Here is a 17,928-nt window from a genome sequence, read left to right as displayed (position 1 = left end):
CTATGACTGGTCCCCTGCGGCCTTCTAGGTCACCCGGCGATATCGCGAATGGCGATCTCGCTCATGATGCGTTCCAGCACCTGATCGATGGATAATTCCGTGGAATCCAGCTGTATGGCGTCAGCCGCCGGTTTGAGCGGGGCTACCGCTCGCTGGGTGTCACGCTCATCGCGTGCACGTATCTCATCTAGCAGACTCGACAGACTAACACCCTCGACTTTGCCCTTCAACTGCAAATATCGACGGCGCGCACGCTCTTCGGCGCTGGCGGTCAGAAATATCTTGAGCGGCGCATCGGGGAAAACCACTGTTCCCATGTCACGGCCATCCGCCACCAGGCCCGGCGCTTCCTGAAAAGCGCGCTGGCGCTGCAGCAAGGCTTCGCGCACCGCCGGCAGTGCCGCGACCTGCGATGCACCAGAACCAATGCTTTCGGTACGGATGACGTCACTGACCTCATCCCCTTCTAGAATGATGCGCTGCAGCTGACCTTCGGTCGCCGCGATGAACTGCACATCCAGATGAGCGGCCAGTTGTTTCAGCAACTCTTCATTGGTGAGGTCGACGCCATGGTTATGCGCAGCGAAGGCCAGCAACCGGTAAAGCGCACCGGAATCCAGCAGGTTCCAGCCCAGACGCTTGGCCAGGATACCGGCTACCGTGCCCTTGCCAGAGCCGCTTGGCCCATCAATGGTGATGACCGGTGCAATGCTTTTCACGACTGAGCCTCTTGTGCAACACGAATACCGACCTGTGCGCACAGCGCCAGGAAGTTCGGGAACGACGTCGCGACGTTGGCACAGTCATGGATGCGAATCGGCGCAGTGGCGCGCAGCGATGCAACGCTGAATGCCATGGCAATCCGGTGGTCGCCGTGACCATGCACTTCGCCGCCGCCAATCAGGCCGCCGTCGATGATGATGCCGTCCGGAGTCGGTTCGCATTTGACGCCCAGCGCCAGCAAGCCATCGGCCATGACCTGGATCCGGTCCGATTCCTTGACGCGCAATTCTTCGGCGCCGCGCAGGATGGTGCGCCCTTCGGCACAGGCTGCGGCCACGAACAGCACCGGGAATTCGTCGATGGCCAAGGGAACCAGCGCCTCGGGAATCTCGATACCTTTGAGTTTAGCTGCACGCACGCGCAGGTCGGCAACCGGCTCGCCGCCCACTTCACGCTGGTTTTCCAGGGTGATGTCGGCGCCCATCAGGCGCAGGATGTCGATCACGCCGGTACGGGTCGGGTTGATGCCGACGTGCTCGAGCACCAGCTCAGAGCCTTCGGCGATCGAGGCGGCCACCAGGAAGAACGCGGAGGACGAAATATCGCCCGGCACTTCAATGTGGGTCGCGGTCAGCTTGTGCCCAGACTCGACCGACGCGGTGGCGCCGTTGACGGTGACCGGGTAGCCGAAGCCACGCAACATGCGCTCGGTGTGGTCGCGGGTCGGAGCCGGCTCGGTGACGGTGGTCTTGCCTTCGGCATACAGGCCGGCCAGCAGCAGGCAGGATTTAACCTGGGCGCTGGCCATCGGCATGGTGTAGGTCAGGCCTTTGAGCTTGTTGCCGCCACGGATGGTCATCGGCGGACGACCTTCAGCAGCGGTCTCGATCACGGCGCCCATTTCACGCAGCGGATTGGCCACGCGATTCATCGGGCGCTTGGACAGCGAAGCGTCGCCCGTCAGGGTGCTGTCGAAGTTCTGCGCAGCCAACAGGCCAGACAGCAGACGCATCGAAGTGCCGGAGTTGCCCAGGTAGATCGGGCCCGGCGCAGGCTTCAGGCCATGCAGGCCGACGCCGTGAATGGTCACGCGACCGTGGTGCGGACCTTCGATCACTACGCCCATGTCGCGGAAAGCCTGCAGGGTCGCCAGGGCGTCTTCGCCCTCAAGGAAGCCTTCGACTTCAGTAACGCCTTCGGCCAGCGAGCCGAGCATGATCGAGCGGTGGGAAATCGATTTATCGCCCGGTACACGAATCCGCCCAGTCAGGCGGCCACCAGGTTGTGCCAGGAAAATCAGGTCGTTGGAGTTCATAGCGTCCACATAGGCCCGGCGGGCCAGGATTTTACTGAAATGCTCGCGGGCAACCCGGGCGCGAGTGAATACGCCCAACAATTGGTGCCCATCCCCTGCATCGACCGCGTCGCGCAAGGCGTCGAGGTCGCTGCGAAATGTATCGAGTGTGCGCAGGACAGCTTCGCGGTTGGCGAGGAAGATGTCGTGCCACATGACCGGGTCGCTCCCGGCGATTCTTGTGAAATCGCGGAAACCGCCCGCAGCGTAACGGAAGATCTCAAGGTTTTCATTGCGCTTGGCCAATGAATCGACCAAACCGAACGCCAGCAAGTGCGGCAAATGGCTCGTCGCCGCCAACACTTCGTCATGACGCTCGACCTGCATGTGCTCGACATCGGCGCCCAATTCGCGCCACAAACGGTCAACCACTGCCAGTGCGGCGGGATCGGTTTGATCCAGCGGTGTCAGAATCACTTTATGACGGCGGAACAGATCGGCGTTGGAAGCCTCCACCCCGCTCTGCTCGGAACCGGCAATCGGGTGGCCCGGCACGAAACGCGCCGGCATGCCGCCGAACGCTTCGGTCGCCGCACGCACCACGTTGCCTTTGGCGCTGCCCACGTCGGTGAGAATGGCCTGCCCCAGGTCCATGCTGGCCAAACGCGCCAGCATCTTTTCCATGGCCAGGATCGGTACGGCGAGCTGGATCACGTCAGCACCCTGGCAAGCAGCGGCCAGGTCTTCTTCGCAACGATCCACCACGCCCAACTCGACCGCAAGCTTGCGCGACTGCGGATCGAGATCGACCCCGACCACTTCGCGGCACAGGCCGCTTTCACGCAACCCCTTGGCAAACGAACCGCCGATCAACCCCAGACCGACCACCACCAGGCGACCGATCATAGGTGCAGCAGATTGCAGTGCAGTGACATCAACCACGAGCCAGAACCTTGGTCAGCGCCTCGAGGAAGCGGCTGTTTTCCGCCGGCAGGCCGATGGTGATGCGCAGGTGGTTCGGCATGCCGTAGTTGGCCACCGGACGCACGATCACGCCTTCACGCAACAAGCCCTGGAAGACCGGCAAGGCCACACGACCAAGGTCGACGCAGATAAAGTTGCCCTTGGACGGAATCCAGCTCAGCCCCAACTCACGGAAACCCGCTTCAAGTTGTTGCATGCCGGACTCGTTCAGGCGACGGCTTTCAGCCAGGTATTCGTCATCCTGTAGAGCTGCACACGCGGCGGCCAGGGCCAGGCTGTTGACGTTGAACGGCTGGCGCACGCGGTTCAGCACGTCCGCGACGACCGGAGTAGACAAGCCATAACCGACCCGCAGCGCCGCCAGGCCATAGGCCTTGGAGAAGGTGCGCGAGACCAGCAGGTTCGGGTACGCCGCCAGGAAGTCCAGGCCATCCGGCAAATCGCTGCCTTCGGCGTATTCGATGTAGGCCTCGTCCAGCACCACCAGCACGTGCTCCGGCACGTCCTGCAGGAACTCGTCCAACGCCTCGGCGCCGAACCAGGTCCCGGTCGGGTTGTTCGGGTTGGCGATGAAGACCACGCGGGTATCGGCATCGATCGCGGCCAGCATGGCCGGCAAATCGTGACCCCAGTCTTTGGCCGGGATCACTTTGGCGGTCGCACCAACGGCTTGCGTGACGATCGGATAGACCGCAAACGCATGCTCGCTGAACACGGCGTTCAGGCCCGGCGCCAGATAGGCACGCGCCACCAGCTCCAGAATGTCATTGGAACCGTTGCCCAGTGTCACCTGGTTCAGCTCGACGCGGCACTGCTCGGCCAGCAAGGTTTTGAGCGCAAAACCATTGCCGTCCGGATAGCGGGTCAGCTCGGCCAGCTCTTCGCGAATCGCAGCGAGCGCCTTGGGACTGGCGCCCAACGGGTTTTCGTTGCTCGCCAGCTTGACGATACCGGCCGGGTCGATGCCCAGCTCGCGCGCCAGCTCATCCACGGGTTTGCCCGGAACATAAGGCGAAAGTTGTTGCACGCCCGGCAGTGCCAGGGCGAGGAAGTCACCACTCATTTGCTACCCCTTAGAGAACTGCTTTCGGGTAGGAACCCAGCACTTTGAGTGCTACTGCTTCCTGACTGATCTTTTCCAGCACACCTTTTACCAGCGGATCGCGGTGGTGGCCGACGAAGTCGATGAAGAACACGTAGGTCCATTTACCGCTGCGCGAAGGACGCGTTTCGATGCGCGTCAGGTCGATGCCGTTGTCGTGGAACGGCACCAGCAACTCGTGCAGCGCGCCCGGCTTGTTGCTCATGGAGACGATGATCGAGGTCTTGTCGTCGCCGGTCGGCGGTACTTCCTGGCTGCCGATCATCAGGAATCGCGTGGAGTTGTCCGGGCGATCCTCGATTTTCTCGGCCAGACGGGTCAGCCCGTACAGGCCGGCAGCCATGTCGCCGGCAATCGCCGCCGAGTTCCACTCACCCTTGACCCGCTTGGCCGCTTCGGCGTTGCTGGACACCGCCACGCGCTCGACATTCGGGTAGTGCGCATCCAGCCACTTGCGGCACTGGGCCAGCGACTGGGCATGGGAATAGATACGGCTGATGCTGTCGGTCTTGGTGTTTTCACCGACCAGCAGGTGGTGGTGAATCCGCAACTCGACTTCACCACAGATGACCATGTCGTGTTCGAGGAAGCTGTCGAGCGTGTGGTTGACCGCGCCTTCGGTGGAGTTTTCCACCGGGACCACGCCAAAGTTCACCGCACCGGCTGCTACTTCGCGGAACACTTCATCGATCGCGGCCATCGGCTTGCTGATCACGGCGTGGCCGAAGTGCTTCATGGCTGCCGCCTGGGTGAACGTCCCTTCAGGACCGAGATACGCCACTTTCAGTGGCTGCTCGAGGGCCAGGCACGAGGACATGATTTCGCGGAACAACCGTGCCATCTCTTCGTTGCCCAACGGCCCCTGGTTACGCTCCATGACGCGCTTGAGCACCTGAGCTTCACGCTCAGGACGATAGAACACCGGCACTTCGCCTTCGGCCAGCGAGGCCATCTTTACTCGCGCAACTTCCTGGGCGCAGCGTGCGCGCTCACTGATCAGCTCCAGGACTTTTTCGTCCAGGGCATCAATGCGCAGGCGCAGTGCCTTGAGTTCTTGCTCAGACATTAGCCGTGTTCCTTCTCGAACTCTGCCATGTACGAAATCAGTGCGTTGACCGCAACGATATCGACGGCGTTATAGATGGAGGCGCGCATGCCACCCACGGAACGGTGACCCTTGAGGTTCAACAGCCCACGCTCATCGGCACCGGCCAGGAACGGCTTGTCCAGACGATCGTCCGCCAGGCGGAACGGCACGTTCATCCACGAGCGGTCCGACGTGTTGATCGGGTTGCTGTAGAGGCCGCTGGCGTCAATGAAGTTGTACAGCGTGCGCTGCTTCACTTCGTTGAGCTTGCCGATGGCTTCAACACCACCCTGCTCTTTCAGCCACTCGAATACCAGACCGGACAAGTACCAGGCCAGGGTCGGCGGGGTGTTGTACATCGAGCCGTTATCGGCCGCGACCTTGTAGTTGAGCATGGTCGGGCACAGGGAACGGGCGTGACCCAGCAGGTCTTCGCGAACGATGTTGACGACGATGCCGCTCGGGCCGATGTTTTTCTGGGCGCCGGCGTAGATCATGCCGAAGCGCGAAACATCGATCGGACGCGAGAGGATGTCCGAGGACATGTCGGCTACCAGCGGTACATCACCGGTTTCCGGAACCCATTGGAATTCCAGGCCGCCGATGGTTTCGTTCGGCGCGTAGTGAACGTAGGCCGCGTCTTTCGACAGGTTCCATTCGTTCTGGCCTGGGATGGCGAAGTAGTCGTATGGTTTGGCGGTGGCGGCAACGTTGACGCGGCCGTAGCGCGACGCTTCTTCGATGGCTTTCTGCGACCAGATACCGGTGTCGATATAGTCGGCGGTGCCGTTTTCCGGCAGAAGGTTCAGAGGGATCTGAGCGAATTGCTGGCTGGCGCCACCTTGCAGGAACAGCACTTTATAGTTCGAAGGGATATTCAGCAGATCACGCAGATCCTGCTCGGCCTTGGTCGCAATGGACACGAACTCATCGCTGCGATGGCTCATTTCCATGACCGACAGGCCCTTGCCGTGCCAATCAAGGAGTTCACCCTGGGCGCGCTGCAGGACAGCTTCGGGAAGTGCCGCAGGACCGGCACAGAAGTTATAGGCTCTCTTGCTCACATCCAATCTCGCTCTGATTTGGTGGTAATCACGCAATAAATCACAACATCAATCGACACAGGATCCCTGCCGAAGCACGGCTTTTGTGGGAGTGAGCCTGCTCGCGATCGCATCACCGCGAAGCTTCAGACATACCGCGGCGCCTGCATCGCGAGCAGGCTCGCTCCCACAAGGGATCTCCCTGGATATCGAAACTTTCCGTTCGGACAAACAACAAGGGGGCGAATTTTCATCCGCCCCCTGTTTGCCCGCTTACTCCTGTGGTTCTTCGTCGGCGGCGGCGTCGAGTTGCTGGTCTTCGGCAACGTCGTCGATTACGACTTCACCGTCGAACACTGCACCTTCTTCGCCCTCTTCGCCTTCCAGCTCGTCGCCTTCGACTTCCGACGGCTCCTGGACCCGCTCCAGACCTACCAGCGTTTCATCGCTGGCCAGCTTGATCAGGGTCACGCCCTGGGTGTTACGACCCAGGCTGGAGACTTCGTCGACACGAGTACGAACCAATGTGCCCTGGTCGGAAATCAGCATGATTTCCTCGCCGTCGAGCACCTGGACGGCACCGACCAGACGGCCGTTGCGGTCGTTGCTGACCATGGCGATAACGCCCTGGCCGCCACGCTTGTACTCAGGGAACTCGGTGATCGCCGTGCGCTTGCCGAAACCACGCGCCGAAGCGGTGAGGATCTGGCTGCCTTCTTCCGGGATCAGCATGGAAATCAGCTTCTGGCCTTCCGGCAGACGCATGCCGCGAACACCGCGAGCGGTACGGCCCATGGCGCGAACGTCGGTTTCCTTGAAGCGAGTCACTTTGCCGCCGTCGGAGAACAGCATGACTTCACGCTCGCCATCGGTAATGGCGGCAGAGATCAGTACGTCACCTTCGTCCAGCTCCAGCGCGATCAGGCCGACGCTGCGTTGACGGCTGAAGGATTCCAGCGGGGTCTTCTTCACGGTGCCTTTGGCGGTTGCCATGAAGATGAAGTGACCTTCGGTGTATTCCTCGACCGGCAGCATGGTGGTGATGTATTCATCACTGTCCAGCGGCAGCAGGTTGACCAGCGGACGACCACGGGCAGCGCGGGACGCTTCCGGGATTTCGTAGGTTTTCAGCCAGTACACCTTGCCTTTGCTGGAGAACAGCAGCAGCGTGGTGTGACTGTTCGCGACCAGCAGGTGAGCAATGTAGTCCTCATCCTTGACGCCGGTCGCCGACTTGCCTTTACCGCCACGACGCTGAGCCTGGTACGCAGCCAATGGCTGGGTCTTGGCGTAGCCACCGTGGGAAATGGTCACGACGCGCTCTTCTTCCGGGATCATGTCACCCAGGGTCAGGTCGAGACGGGCATCCAGAATCTCGGTGCGACGCACGTCGCCGTATTCGGCACGGATCACTTCCAGCTCTTCGCGGATCACTTCCATCAGGCGCGTGGCGCTGTTGAGAATGCGGATCAGCTCGCCGATCTGGTTGAGGATCTCTTGATACTCGGCCAGCAGCTTCTCGTGTTCCAGACCGGTCAGGCGGTGCAGGCGCAGCTCCAGAATGGCTTGCGCCTGTTCTGGCGACAGGAAGTACTTGCCGTCGCGCAGGCCGTATTGCGGGTCCAGGGTCTCTGGACGGCAGGAATCGGCACCGGCGCGCTCAACCATCGCGACCACGGCGGAAGATTCCCAGGCCGTGCTGATCAGCGCTTCCTTGGCTTCCGACGGGGTTGGCGAGGCCTTGATCAGGGCGATGACCGGGTCGATGTTCGACAGGGCAACCGCTTGACCTTCCAGGATGTGACCACGTTCACGGGCCTTGCGCAGCTCGAACACGGTGCGACGGGTCACGACTTCGCGACGGTGACGAACGAACGCTTCCAGCAGGTCCTTGAGGTTCAGGATCCGCGGACGGCCGTCGATCAGCGCAACGATGTTGATGCCGAACACCGCTTGCAGTTGAGTCTGGGCGTAGAGGTTGTTGAGGATCACCTCAGGCACTTCACCGCGACGCAGCTCGATCACGACGCGCATACCGTCCTTGTCGGACTCGTCGCGCAGTTCGGTGATGCCTTCCAGCTTCTTCTCTTTGACCAGCTCGGCGATCTTCTCGATCAGGCGGGCCTTGTTCAGCTGGTACGGGAGCTCGGTGATGACGATCTGCTGACGGCCACCGACCTTGTCGATGTCTTCGATGATCGAACGGGCGCGCATGTAAATGCGGCCGCGACCGGTGCGGTAGGCTTCGATGATGCCGGCGCGACCGTTGATGATCGCGGCGGTCGGGAAGTCCGGACCGGGGATGTATTGCATCAGCTCATCGATGGTCAACTCGGGGTTGTCGATGAGGGCCAGGCAACCGTCGATGACTTCACCGAGGTTGTGCGGCGGGATGTTGGTCGCCATGCCCACGGCGATACCGCTGGAGCCGTTGACCAGCAGGTTGGGAATACGGGTCGGCATGACCGCCGGGATCATTTCGGTGCCGTCGTAGTTCGGCACCCAGTCCACGGTTTCTTTATGCAGGTCAGCCAGCAGCTCGTGCGCCAGCTTGGTCATGCGCACTTCGGTGTATCGCATGGCCGCGGCGTTGTCGCCGTCCACCGAACCGAAGTTGCCCTGGCCGTCTACCAGCAGGTAGCGCAGCGAGAATGGCTGCGCCATCCGAACGATGGTGTCGTACACCGCGGTATCACCGTGCGGGTGATACTTACCGATCACGTCACCGACAACACGGGCAGATTTCTTGTACGGCTTGTTGAAGTCGTTGCCCAGCTCGCTCATCGCGAACAGCACACGCCGGTGCACGGGCTTCAAGCCATCGCGCGCATCCGGCAGTGCCCGCCCGACAATTACGCTCATTGCGTAGTCGAGGTAGGACTGCTTCAGCTCGTCTTCGATATTGACCGGGAGGATTTCTTTGGCCAGTTCGCCCATGAGAAGCCTGATTCCTTTTTCTGGTGAAACTTCGTCACATCCATATGGGACGAACGAAGCTCGCCGCTGCAGGCTGAGTGCCATGCACCGACTTACGACAAATCAACGAGTTATGCCATGGATCTGCGCAGTAAAGGCAGCCACATCGGGCTACCTTGGAAACCGCCGGATGTTATCACAAGAGCCGCCACGCACCTATCCCCCTGATGCGCATGGAGTGTAGTTAGTTGACTGGTGGCAGGCTTGAAGGGGATCAGAGGGGCTTAGAGCTTTGTTGAATGTAGAAATCGGGCTTGAATGGGGCTTGTTTGTTGACTTTCAGACCCTCATCGCCAGCAGGCTGGCTCCCACATTTGATGTGTGCTGATCACAAACCCTGCTGGCTCCCACATTTAATCTGTGCTGATCACAAAACCTGTGGGAGCCAGCCTGCTGGCGATGGCGTCCTTTCAAACGCCACGGCCAATCAATGCAGACGCTTGCGGCACATCAACTGCGCCATTTTCGCCGTGTCCGGCCGCTCGACGATGCCTTTTTCGGTGACGATCGCGTCAATCAGGTCCGCCGGCGTCACATCGAACACCGGGTTGAACGCATCGACATCAGCCCCAAGCCGCTTGCCGCCCACTTCCAGCAACTCGCGACCGTCACGCTCCTCAAGGGGAATGTCATCACCGCTGGCCAGGTTCAGGTCGATGGTCGAACTCGGCGCGACCACCATGAAGCGCACACCGTGGTGCATGGCGTTCACCGCCAGCTGATAAGTGCCGATCTTGTTGGCCACGTCGCCATTGGCGGTGATTCGGTCGGCGCCGACGATGACCCAGGTGATGCCTTTGATCTTCATGATGTGAGCGGCGGCGGCGTCTGCATTGACCGACACAGGAATGCCTTCGTTGGCCAACTCCCACGCCGTCAATCGCGAACCTTGCAGCCAGGGACGGGTTTCATCGACGTAGACACGCTCGACCATGCCTTCGATGAACGCCCCGCGAATCACCCCCAGCGCCGTGCCGAAACCGCCAGTGGCGAGTGCGCCGGTGTTGCAATGGGTCAGGATGGTCTGGGCATTACCCTGGTGCTTGCGGATCAGGTCCACACCCAGTTGCGCCATGGTCAGGTTGGCTTCGCGATCACTTTCGTGAATGGCCATGGCCTCCGCTTCCAGCGCCGCCAGCGGATCGGCGTCGCCCTTGAGACGATCAAGACGGTCACGCATGCGACTCAGGGCCCAGAACAGATTTACTGCGGTTGGACGGGAGTCGGCCAGCAGCGCGAAATCTTCTTCCCACGCGGCCTGCCAGTCACCCCCCTCCAGAATCCGCGCGCGGGCGGACAGCACCATGGCGTATGCGGCACTGATGCCGATCGCCGGCGCGCCGCGCACGACCATCGAGCGAATGGCCTCGGCCACGCCCGCGGCGCTGGTGTAGGCGATCCACGTTTCCTCGAACGGCAAAATACGCTGATCCAGCAGATACAGGGCGCCATCACGCCAATCGATGGCCTTCACCTTCTCCGCAGCCAACAGTCGATCGCGCATCCTTCACCCCGCACTCAAGCACAAAAGCCGCCGATTATAGCGATCCCCCCGCGAAGACGCTCGGGTATACTTCGCCAACTTTTACAAACGCCCTGGACCCGACCCTCGATGCCGAACACTGCCGTTGCGCTCGACCTGCTGTTGCTGCCGACCTGGCTGGTACCCGTCGAACCCGCTGGCGTTGTCCTCAAGGAACATGCGCTGGGCATCCGCGACGGGCGCATCGTATTCATCGGCCCACGGTCCGCCGCGCTGAAGCTTAATGCAACCGAAATCCGGGAATTGCCCGACGTATTGCTCTGTCCCGGCCTGATCAATGCCCACGGGCATGCGGCGATGACGCTGTTCCGTGGCCTGGCCGACGACTTGCCATTAATGACCTGGCTGGAAAACCACATCTGGCCGGCCGAAGCCAAATGGGTCGATGAGGCATTTGTACGCGACGGCACCGATCTGGCCATCGCCGAACAGATCAAAGGTGGCATCACCTGCTTCTCTGACATGTATTTCTTCCCGAAGGTTGCCAGCGAGTGCGTGCACAACAGCGGCATCCGCGCGCAAATCGCCATTCCGATCCTCGATTTCCCGATCCCGGGCGCCGGCACGGCGGATGAGGCCATTCGTCAGGGCGTCGAATTATTCGGCGATCTCAAGCATCACGAGCGGATCAAAGTCACCTTCGGCCCCCACGCGCCCTACACCGTGGGCGATGAAAACCTGAAGAAAATCCGGGTGATCGCCGAGGAACTCGACGCGGCGATTCACATGCACGTGCACGAAACCGCGTTTGAAGTGCAGCAATCGCTCGAACAGCGTGGCGAACGCCCGTTGGCGCGACTGGCTCGCCTGGGGTTGCTGGGACCACGCTTCCAGGCGGTTCATATGACTCAGATCAGCGATGAAGACCTGGTGTTGCTGGTAGAAACCAACACCAGCGTGATTCATTGCCCGGAGTCGAACCTGAAGCTGGCCAGTGGTTTCTGCCCGGTCGAGCGTTTGTGGCAGGCCGGGGTCAATGTCGCCGTCGGCACCGATGGCGCGGCCAGCAACAATGACCTCGACCTGCTCGGCGAAACCCGATCCGCCGCGTTGCTGGCCAAAGCCGTCGCCGGTTCTGCCACCGCGCTGGACGCCCATCGCGCCCTGCGCATGGCCACGCTCAACGGCGCCCGCGCACTGGGCATCGAAGCGGAAGTCGGTTCGCTGGAAGTCGGCAAAGCCGCGGACATCGTCGCGTTCGACCTCTCCGGCCTGGCGCAGCAACCGATCTACGACCCGGTGTCGCAGCTTATATATGCCACCGGCCGGGACTGCGTGAAACACCTTTGGGTCGCCGGCAAGCAACTGCTCGACGACCGCCGCCTGACGCGCATGGATGAAGAACAGCTCTGCGCCACGGCCAAGGCCTGGGGCCAGCGCATCAGCGGCCGTACCGAATCGTAAGAACCCCGGACTGAACTCCCGGGCAACAGAATTTTTCAGGTTTTAGAGGACTTAATCATGAGCAACGTCGACTACGCCGAAATCGCCAAATTCGAGGCCCTGGCCCATCGCTGGTGGGACCGTGAAAGCGAGTTCAAACCGCTGCACGACATCAACCCTTTGCGGGTCAACTGGATTGACGAGCGGGTCAACCTGGCTGGCAAGAAAGTCCTCGACATCGGTTGCGGCGGCGGCATCCTCAGCGAAGCCATGGCCCAGCGCGGCGCGACCGTGATGGGCATCGACATGGGCGAAGCGCCGCTGGCCGTGGCTCAACTGCATCAACTGGAGTCCGGCGTGAACGTCGAGTACCGGCAGATCACCGCCGAAGCCTTGGCCGAAGAAATGCCCGAGCAGTTCGACGTGGTCACCTGCCTGGAAATGCTTGAACACGTGCCGGACCCGTCCTCGGTGATCCGCGCCTGCTTCCGCATGGTCAAACCAGGTGGCCAGGTGTTCCTCTCCACCATCAACCGCAACCCGAAGGCGTACCTGTTCGCCATCGTCGGCGCTGAATACATCATGAAGCTGCTGCCGCGCGGCACGCACGACTTCAAGAAGTTCATCCGCCCTTCCGAGCTGGGTGCCTGGAGCCGCATGGCCGGCCTGACCGTCAAGGACATCATCGGCTTGACGTACAACCCGCTGACCAAGCATTACAAACTGGCGGCCGACGTGGACGTCAACTACATGATCCAGACCCTGCGCGAGGAGTAAGCCGATGCGTATCAGAGCAGTCCTTTTCGACATGGACGGCACGCTGCTCGACACCGCGCCTGACTTCATTGCGATCTGTCAGGCCATGCGCGCCGATCGCGGCTTGCCGCCGATGAATGACCAGCACATCCGTGATGAAATCTCCGGTGGCGCCAAGGCGATGGTCGCCGTGACGTTCTCCATGGACCCGGAATCGCCGGGCTTTGAAGAGCTGCGCCTGGAGTTTCTGGAGCGCTATCTGGTCGGCTGCGCGGTGCACAGCAAGCTGTTCGACGGCATGGGCGAACTGCTGGCCGACATCGAGAAAGCCAACCTGATCTGGGGCGTGGTCACCAACAAGCCATTGCGCTTCGCCGAGCCGATCATGCAGCAGCTGGGGCTGGCCGAACGTTCGGCGCTGCTGATCTGCCCGGATCACGTGAAGAACAGCAAACCGGATCCGGAGCCGTTGATCCTGGCGTGCAAGATGCTTGATCTTGACCCGGCCAGCGTGTTGTTCGTGGGCGATGATTTGCGCGACATCGAATCCGGTCGCGATGCTGGCACCAAAACTGCCGCGGTGACCTATGGCTATATCCATCCGGACGATAACCCACGGCATTGGGGCGCGGATGTGGTGGTGGATCATCCGCTGGAGTTGCGTAAGGTGCTGGATAGCGCGCTTTGCAGTTGCTGATCAGACCAGGCTTTTGTGACTGCTAAAGCACCCGGCTTTTGTGGCTGGCAAAACACCAGGCTTTTGTGGCGAGGGAGCTTGCTCCCGCTGGGTCGCGCAGCGGCCCCTCAATTTATATCGAGCAGTGTCAGGCACACCGCATTTGCAAGGATGACGACTGCTTCGCAGCCGAGCGGGAGCAAGCTCCCTCGCCACAAGTGCGATGCCTGCCAACTGAATTGTTGTGAGGTTTTTTATGTTTGATTATTCCGCCCACCCCGAATTGCTCAAGGACCGGGTCATCCTGGTCACCGGCGCTGGTCGCGGCATCGGTGCTGCCGCGGCGAAAACCTACGCGGCTCACGGCGCGACCGTGTTGTTGCTCGGCAAGACCGAAGCCAACCTGACTCAGGTCTACGACGAAATCGAGGCCGCCGGCCATCCGCAGCCGGCCGTAATCCCGTTCAACCTCGAAACCGCCCTGCCCCATCAATACGATGAGCTGGCCGCGATGATCGAAACCGAGTTCGGCCACCTCGACGGCCTGCTGCACAACGCGTCGATCATTGGTCCGCGCACGCCGCTTGAGCAGCTCTCCGGCGAAAACTTCATGCGCGTCATGCACGTCAACGTCAACGCCATGTTCATGCTCACCAGCACCCTGCTGCCGCTGCTCAAGCTGTCGCAGGACGCCTCGGTGGTGTTCACCTCCAGCAGCGTCGGCCGCAAGGGTCGTGCCTATTGGGGCGCCTACGGTGTGTCCAAGTTTGCCACCGAAGGCCTGATGCAAACCCTGGCCGACGAAGTCGACACCGTGGCCCCGGTGCGCTCGAACAGCATCAACCCCGGCGCCACCCGCACCAGCATGCGCGCCCAGGCTTACCCGGGCGAAAACCCGCTGAACAACCCGACGCCCGAAGAGATCATGCCGGTCTACCTGTACCTGATGGGACCTGACAGCACGGGCATCAATGGCCAGGCATTCAACGCCCAATAACGCTGCGCACTTGTGCCGCGCGTCGCATTTGTGCCGCGACGCATTCCCGTCGCGGCACTGAAAAAGCGTTGCAACTCTACCCATATCAAGTCAAACAAATGCCGCGCGTCTCGGCGGCATTCTTCCAAATAACCATCAAGATGTTGATTTAACACAGCTTTTATTCGAATGAACCGAATGGCACGACTTTCGCTCTAATTTTGCTCAGACACGCCGTGTGGAAGCAGATGCTGCAGCGCTTGAGTCGATAGGTTACTAATCTTGTACAAAGCAGATTAGACTTGTACGAAATGTCCTACGGGACTGACGGACCAGTACGACGCGCAGCCCAAAGCCGCTCTCACCCAGCCTGTAAGACAGCCTTACTGCTTAGGGGCGCATTGCCATATGAAATCACCTTCCCAGACCAACGCAATTGACTTCGATAGCGCCAAATTGCAACGCCTGGGCTTTGGTCAGCAGCCGCCTCTTCCCGAGAGGCCCGTCAGCCTTGCGCAACTGCGCCAACAACTGAGTCTGCAACTGCAAACCAGTCTTGAGCCGCAACGCATTCTCGGGCTGTTCTTCCGCGAAGTTCAGAAACTGGTACCGCTGGACGCCCTGGTCTACCAGCACACGTCCAGCGACTTGCGCCTGGAGTTCGGCCAGCGCGGCCATCATACGATCAGTTACAGCCTCAGCCATCAGGGCGAGCACCTGGGCGAGTTGGTCTTTCGCCGCAATCAGCGTTTCAGTGATCAGGAACAGGGCAACCTGGAGTCCTCGCTGTCGTCGCTGCTGTTTCCGATGCGCAATGCCCTGCTGTACCGTGTGGCCACCCAAAGTGCGTTGCGCGACCCGCTCACGGGTACCGGCAACCGCATCGCCATGGACCAGACCCTGGAACGTGAAATCGAGATGTCGCGGCGCCACATGCAGCCCCTGTCGCTGCTGATGCTCGACATCGACCACTTCAAACTCATCAATGACACCCACGGCCACGGCGCCGGAGACGATGTGCTCAAGGCTGTCGCCGCGTCCATCAAAAGCCAGTTGCGAAACGTGGACATGGTGTTCCGCTTTGGCGGCGAGGAGTTTCTGATCCTGCTGTCCAACACCAGCCGTGAAGCCGCCGCCATGATCGGCGAACGGCTACGGTTTGCGGCACAGGCCGAAGGCTATACGGCCGACGGCAACATGATCGAGTTGACGGTCAGCCTGGGGTGTTCGACCTTGTTGCCGGGTGAATCCGTCGAGAGCCTGTTGCGACGCGCCGACAGTGCGCTGTATGTCGCCAAGCGCGAGGGGCGGAACCGGATTGCGATGGCGGGTTGAACCCCGTTGCACACATCACACCGCATAACTGTGGGAGCGAGCCTGCTCGCGATGAACTCAAGAGCGCCGCGTTTAACCAGTAAAAACGCGTTATCGTTGACGACCATCGCGAGCAAGCTCGCTCCTACAGAAATCTCAGCGAACCGCGCCGCGTAACTCGCCCACCAGACCTTGCAACCTGGCCGGCTCTGCCGCTTCGACAGCCACCGCCGGCCCCGCCACCAGCGTCACCCGGGACCACAGTCGACGAAACAATCCCTTGCCCGGATCACGGCTGAAGAAACTCCCCCATAACCCCTGCAACGCCAACGGAATCACTGGCACTGGTGTCTCTTCGAGAATCCGGGTCAGCCCGCCCTTGAACTCATTGATCTCGCCGTCAGCGGTCAATTTACCCTCGGGAAAAATGCACACCAGCTCGCCGTCCTTCAGGTACTGGGCGATACGGGTAAAGGCTTTTTCGTAAATCTGGATATCTTCCTGACGTCCCGCGATCGGAATCGTCCCTGCGGTGCGGAAGATAAAATTCAGCACCGGCAGGTTGTAGATTTTGTAGTACATCACAAAGCGAATCGGCCGACGCACAGCGCCGCCAATCAGCAAGGCGTCGACAAACGACACGTGGTTGCAGACCAGCAACGCCGCGCCCTCGTCGGGAATCAGTTCGAGGTTGCGATGCTCGACGCGGTACATGGAATGGCTGAGCAGCCAGATCATGAAGCGCATGCTGAACTCGGGGACGATCTTGAAGATGTAGGCGTTGACGCCGATGTTCAGCAGCGACACCACAAGGAATAGCTGAGGGATCGACAGCTTGACCACGCTCAGCAAAATGATCGAGACAATCGCCGAGACCACCATGAACAGCGCATTGAGGATGTTGTTGGCGGCAATCACGCGCGCCCGCTCCTTCTCGGGCGTGCGCGACTGGATCAGCGCGTACAGCGGCACGATGTAGAAACCACCGAAAATCCCCAACCCGAGCACGTCCATCAGCACCAGCCAGGCATGACCGAAACCCAGGACCGCGATCCAGCCATGGCCCTCGACGCTGTCCGGGATTCCACCGGAATGCCACCACAACAGCAAGCCAAACACCGTCAGGCCGAACGAGCCGAACGGCACCAGGCCGATCTCGACTTTGCGCCCGGACAATTTTTCGCACAGCATCGACCCGAGTGCGATCCCGACCGAGAACACGGTCAGAATCAGCGTCACCACGGTCTCGTCGCCATGCATCCATTCCTTGGCATACGCCGGGATCTGCGTCAGGTAAGTCGCCCCGACAAACCAGAACCACGAGTTGCCGACAATCGAGCGCGACACCGCTGGCGTCTGCCCCAGACCCAGTTTCAAGGTGGCCCAGGACTGGCTGAAAATGTTCCAGTTCAGGCGCATCTCCGGCGCCGAAGCGGCCGCGCGAGGAATGCTGCGACTCGCCAGATAACCGAGCACCGCGATACCGATGATGGCGGTGGAAACGATGGGCGCGTAGTGCGCGGACGACATAATGATCCCGGCGCCGATGGTCCCGGCGAGGATCGCCAGGAAGGTGCCCATTTCCACCAGCCCGTTGCCACCGACCAACTCTTCGTCATGCAAGGCCTGGGGCAGAATCGAGTACTTCACTGGCCCGAACAGCGCCGAGTGCGTGCCCATGGCGAACAGCGCCACCAGCATCAGCGACAAGTGGTCGAACAGGAAACCGACGGCGCCCACCGCCATGATCGCGATTTCCCCGAGCTTGATCAGACGGATCAGCGCGTCCTTGGCGAATTTTTCGCCGAACTGCCCGGCCAGCGCCGAGAACAGGAAGAACGGCAGGATGAACAGCAGCGCACAGAGGTTGACCCAGATCGAGCGGTCACCCTCGATCGTCAACTTGTACAAAATGGCGAGGATCAACGACTGCTTGAATATGTTGTCGTTGAACGCCCCGAGGGACTGGGTCACGAAAAACGGCAGGAAGCGCCGGGTGCGAAGCAAGGTGAACTGTGAGGGGTGACTCATCTTCCGTGTGTCCCTGATGTTAGGTCGCGCGTGGCATGGA

13 protein-coding genes are annotated in these 17,928 nt (G+C 60.9%); 5 read left to right on the top strand and 8 right to left on the bottom strand.

Annotated features, from left to right (window positions below):
- Positions 1–29: 29 nt before the first annotated feature.
- The 7 genes from cmk to mtnA form a co-directional block, all read right to left on the bottom strand.
- Positions 30–719, bottom strand: coding sequence for a (d)CMP kinase (gene cmk / locus EJA72_RS07550; protein WP_178129158.1), 690 nt, complete (start codon positions 717–719; stop codon positions 30–32).
- Positions 716–2,923 (bottom strand): bifunctional prephenate dehydrogenase/3-phosphoshikimate 1-carboxyvinyltransferase, encoded by a 2,208-nt coding sequence (locus EJA72_RS07545; RefSeq protein WP_256679653.1) that lies wholly within the window; start codon positions 2,921–2,923, stop codon positions 716–718. Before EJA72_RS07545 ends, cmk begins: the two co-directional genes overlap by 4 nt.
- Positions 2,924–2,951: 28 nt before the next feature.
- The gene (gene hisC / locus EJA72_RS07540) at positions 2,952–4,064 is read right to left on the bottom strand and encodes a histidinol-phosphate transaminase (RefSeq protein ID WP_157710872.1); all 1,113 of its coding nucleotides are present in this window, start codon (positions 4,062–4,064) and stop codon (positions 2,952–2,954) included.
- Between the two features lie 10 nt (positions 4,065–4,074).
- Positions 4,075–5,169: a prephenate dehydratase gene (gene pheA / locus EJA72_RS07535; RefSeq protein WP_007899727.1), complete on the bottom strand. Its 1,095-nt coding sequence runs from the start codon at positions 5,167–5,169 to the stop codon at positions 4,075–4,077.
- The gene (serC, locus tag EJA72_RS07530; protein WP_178129153.1) at positions 5,169–6,254 is read right to left on the bottom strand and encodes a 3-phosphoserine/phosphohydroxythreonine transaminase; all 1,086 of its coding nucleotides are present in this window, start codon (positions 6,252–6,254) and stop codon (positions 5,169–5,171) included. The genes pheA and serC overlap by 1 nt, the downstream gene beginning before the upstream one ends.
- A 252-nt stretch (positions 6,255–6,506) precedes the next feature.
- Positions 6,507–9,170 (bottom strand): DNA gyrase subunit A, encoded by a 2,664-nt coding sequence (gene gyrA / locus EJA72_RS07525; protein WP_157710870.1) that lies wholly within the window; start codon positions 9,168–9,170, stop codon positions 6,507–6,509.
- 466 nt (positions 9,171–9,636) lie between these two features.
- Complete coding sequence (gene mtnA, locus EJA72_RS07520) at positions 9,637–10,713, bottom strand: S-methyl-5-thioribose-1-phosphate isomerase (RefSeq protein WP_157710869.1); 1,077 nt, start codon at positions 10,711–10,713, stop codon at positions 9,637–9,639.
- A 108-nt stretch (positions 10,714–10,821) separates the two neighbouring features.
- On the opposite strand from mtnA, the gene EJA72_RS07515 reads away from it, so the two are divergent.
- The 5 genes from EJA72_RS07515 to EJA72_RS07495 all read left to right on the top strand — a co-directional run bounded on the left by EJA72_RS07515 (position 10,822) and on the right by EJA72_RS07495 (position 15,878).
- Positions 10,822–12,156 carry a TRZ/ATZ family hydrolase gene (locus EJA72_RS07515; RefSeq protein WP_157710868.1) on the top strand — a complete coding sequence of 445 codons (1,335 nt, stop codon included), beginning with the start codon at positions 10,822–10,824 and terminating at the stop codon, positions 12,154–12,156.
- 57 nt (positions 12,157–12,213) lie between these two features.
- A complete protein-coding gene (gene ubiG, locus EJA72_RS07510) occupies positions 12,214–12,912 on the top strand; it encodes a bifunctional 2-polyprenyl-6-hydroxyphenol methylase/3-demethylubiquinol 3-O-methyltransferase UbiG (protein ID WP_157710867.1) in 699 nt (232 codons plus the stop codon).
- Between the two features lie 4 nt (positions 12,913–12,916).
- Positions 12,917–13,588, top strand: coding sequence for an N-acetylmuramic acid 6-phosphate phosphatase MupP (gene mupP, locus EJA72_RS07505; RefSeq protein WP_157710866.1), 672 nt, complete (start codon positions 12,917–12,919; stop codon positions 13,586–13,588).
- 235 nt (positions 13,589–13,823) lie between these two features.
- On the top strand, positions 13,824–14,564 hold the full coding sequence (locus EJA72_RS07500) for a YciK family oxidoreductase (protein ID WP_157710865.1): 741 nt from the start codon (positions 13,824–13,826) through the stop codon (positions 14,562–14,564).
- Positions 14,565–14,951: 387 nt separating this feature from the next.
- Entirely contained in the window at positions 14,952–15,878 is a 927-nt protein-coding gene (locus tag EJA72_RS07495) for a GGDEF domain-containing protein (RefSeq protein WP_157710864.1), read from the top strand.
- A gap of 135 nt (positions 15,879–16,013) precedes the next feature.
- Here EJA72_RS07495 and EJA72_RS07490 read toward each other — a convergent pair whose 3' ends face one another.
- Positions 16,014–17,888, bottom strand: a complete 1,875-nt coding sequence (locus EJA72_RS07490) for an MFS transporter (protein ID WP_157710863.1) — start codon at positions 17,886–17,888, stop codon at positions 16,014–16,016.
- Between the last annotated feature and the right edge of the window lie 40 nt (positions 17,889–17,928).

Source organism: Pseudomonas sp. PB120 (assembly GCF_009761815.1).
Taxonomy (GTDB): Bacteria; Pseudomonadota; Gammaproteobacteria; order Pseudomonadales; family Pseudomonadaceae; genus Aquipseudomonas.
This window is presented reverse-complemented; position numbering and strand designations above follow the sequence as displayed.

Coding starts and splice junctions, on each gene's coding strand:
- EJA72_RS07545 (WP_256679653.1), bottom strand. CDS start 2,923: ATGATCGGTCGCCTGGTGGTGGTCGGTCTGGGGTTGATCGGCGGTTCG.
- hisC (WP_157710872.1), bottom strand. CDS start 4,064: ATGAGTGGTGACTTCCTCGCCCTGGCACTGCCGGGCGTGCAACAACTT.
- pheA (WP_007899727.1), bottom strand. CDS start 5,169: ATGTCTGAGCAAGAACTCAAGGCACTGCGCCTGCGCATTGATGCCCTG.
- gyrA (WP_157710870.1), bottom strand. CDS start 9,170: ATGGGCGAACTGGCCAAAGAAATCCTCCCGGTCAATATCGAAGACGAG.
- mtnA (WP_157710869.1), bottom strand. CDS start 10,713: ATGCGCGATCGACTGTTGGCTGCGGAGAAGGTGAAGGCCATCGATTGG.
- EJA72_RS07515 (WP_157710868.1), top strand. CDS start 10,822: ATGCCGAACACTGCCGTTGCGCTCGACCTGCTGTTGCTGCCGACCTGG.
- ubiG (WP_157710867.1), top strand. CDS start 12,214: ATGAGCAACGTCGACTACGCCGAAATCGCCAAATTCGAGGCCCTGGCC.
- mupP (WP_157710866.1), top strand. CDS start 12,917: ATGCGTATCAGAGCAGTCCTTTTCGACATGGACGGCACGCTGCTCGAC.
- EJA72_RS07500 (WP_157710865.1), top strand. CDS start 13,824: ATGTTTGATTATTCCGCCCACCCCGAATTGCTCAAGGACCGGGTCATC.
- EJA72_RS07495 (WP_157710864.1), top strand. CDS start 14,952: ATGAAATCACCTTCCCAGACCAACGCAATTGACTTCGATAGCGCCAAA.
- EJA72_RS07490 (WP_157710863.1), bottom strand. CDS start 17,888: ATGAGTCACCCCTCACAGTTCACCTTGCTTCGCACCCGGCGCTTCCTG.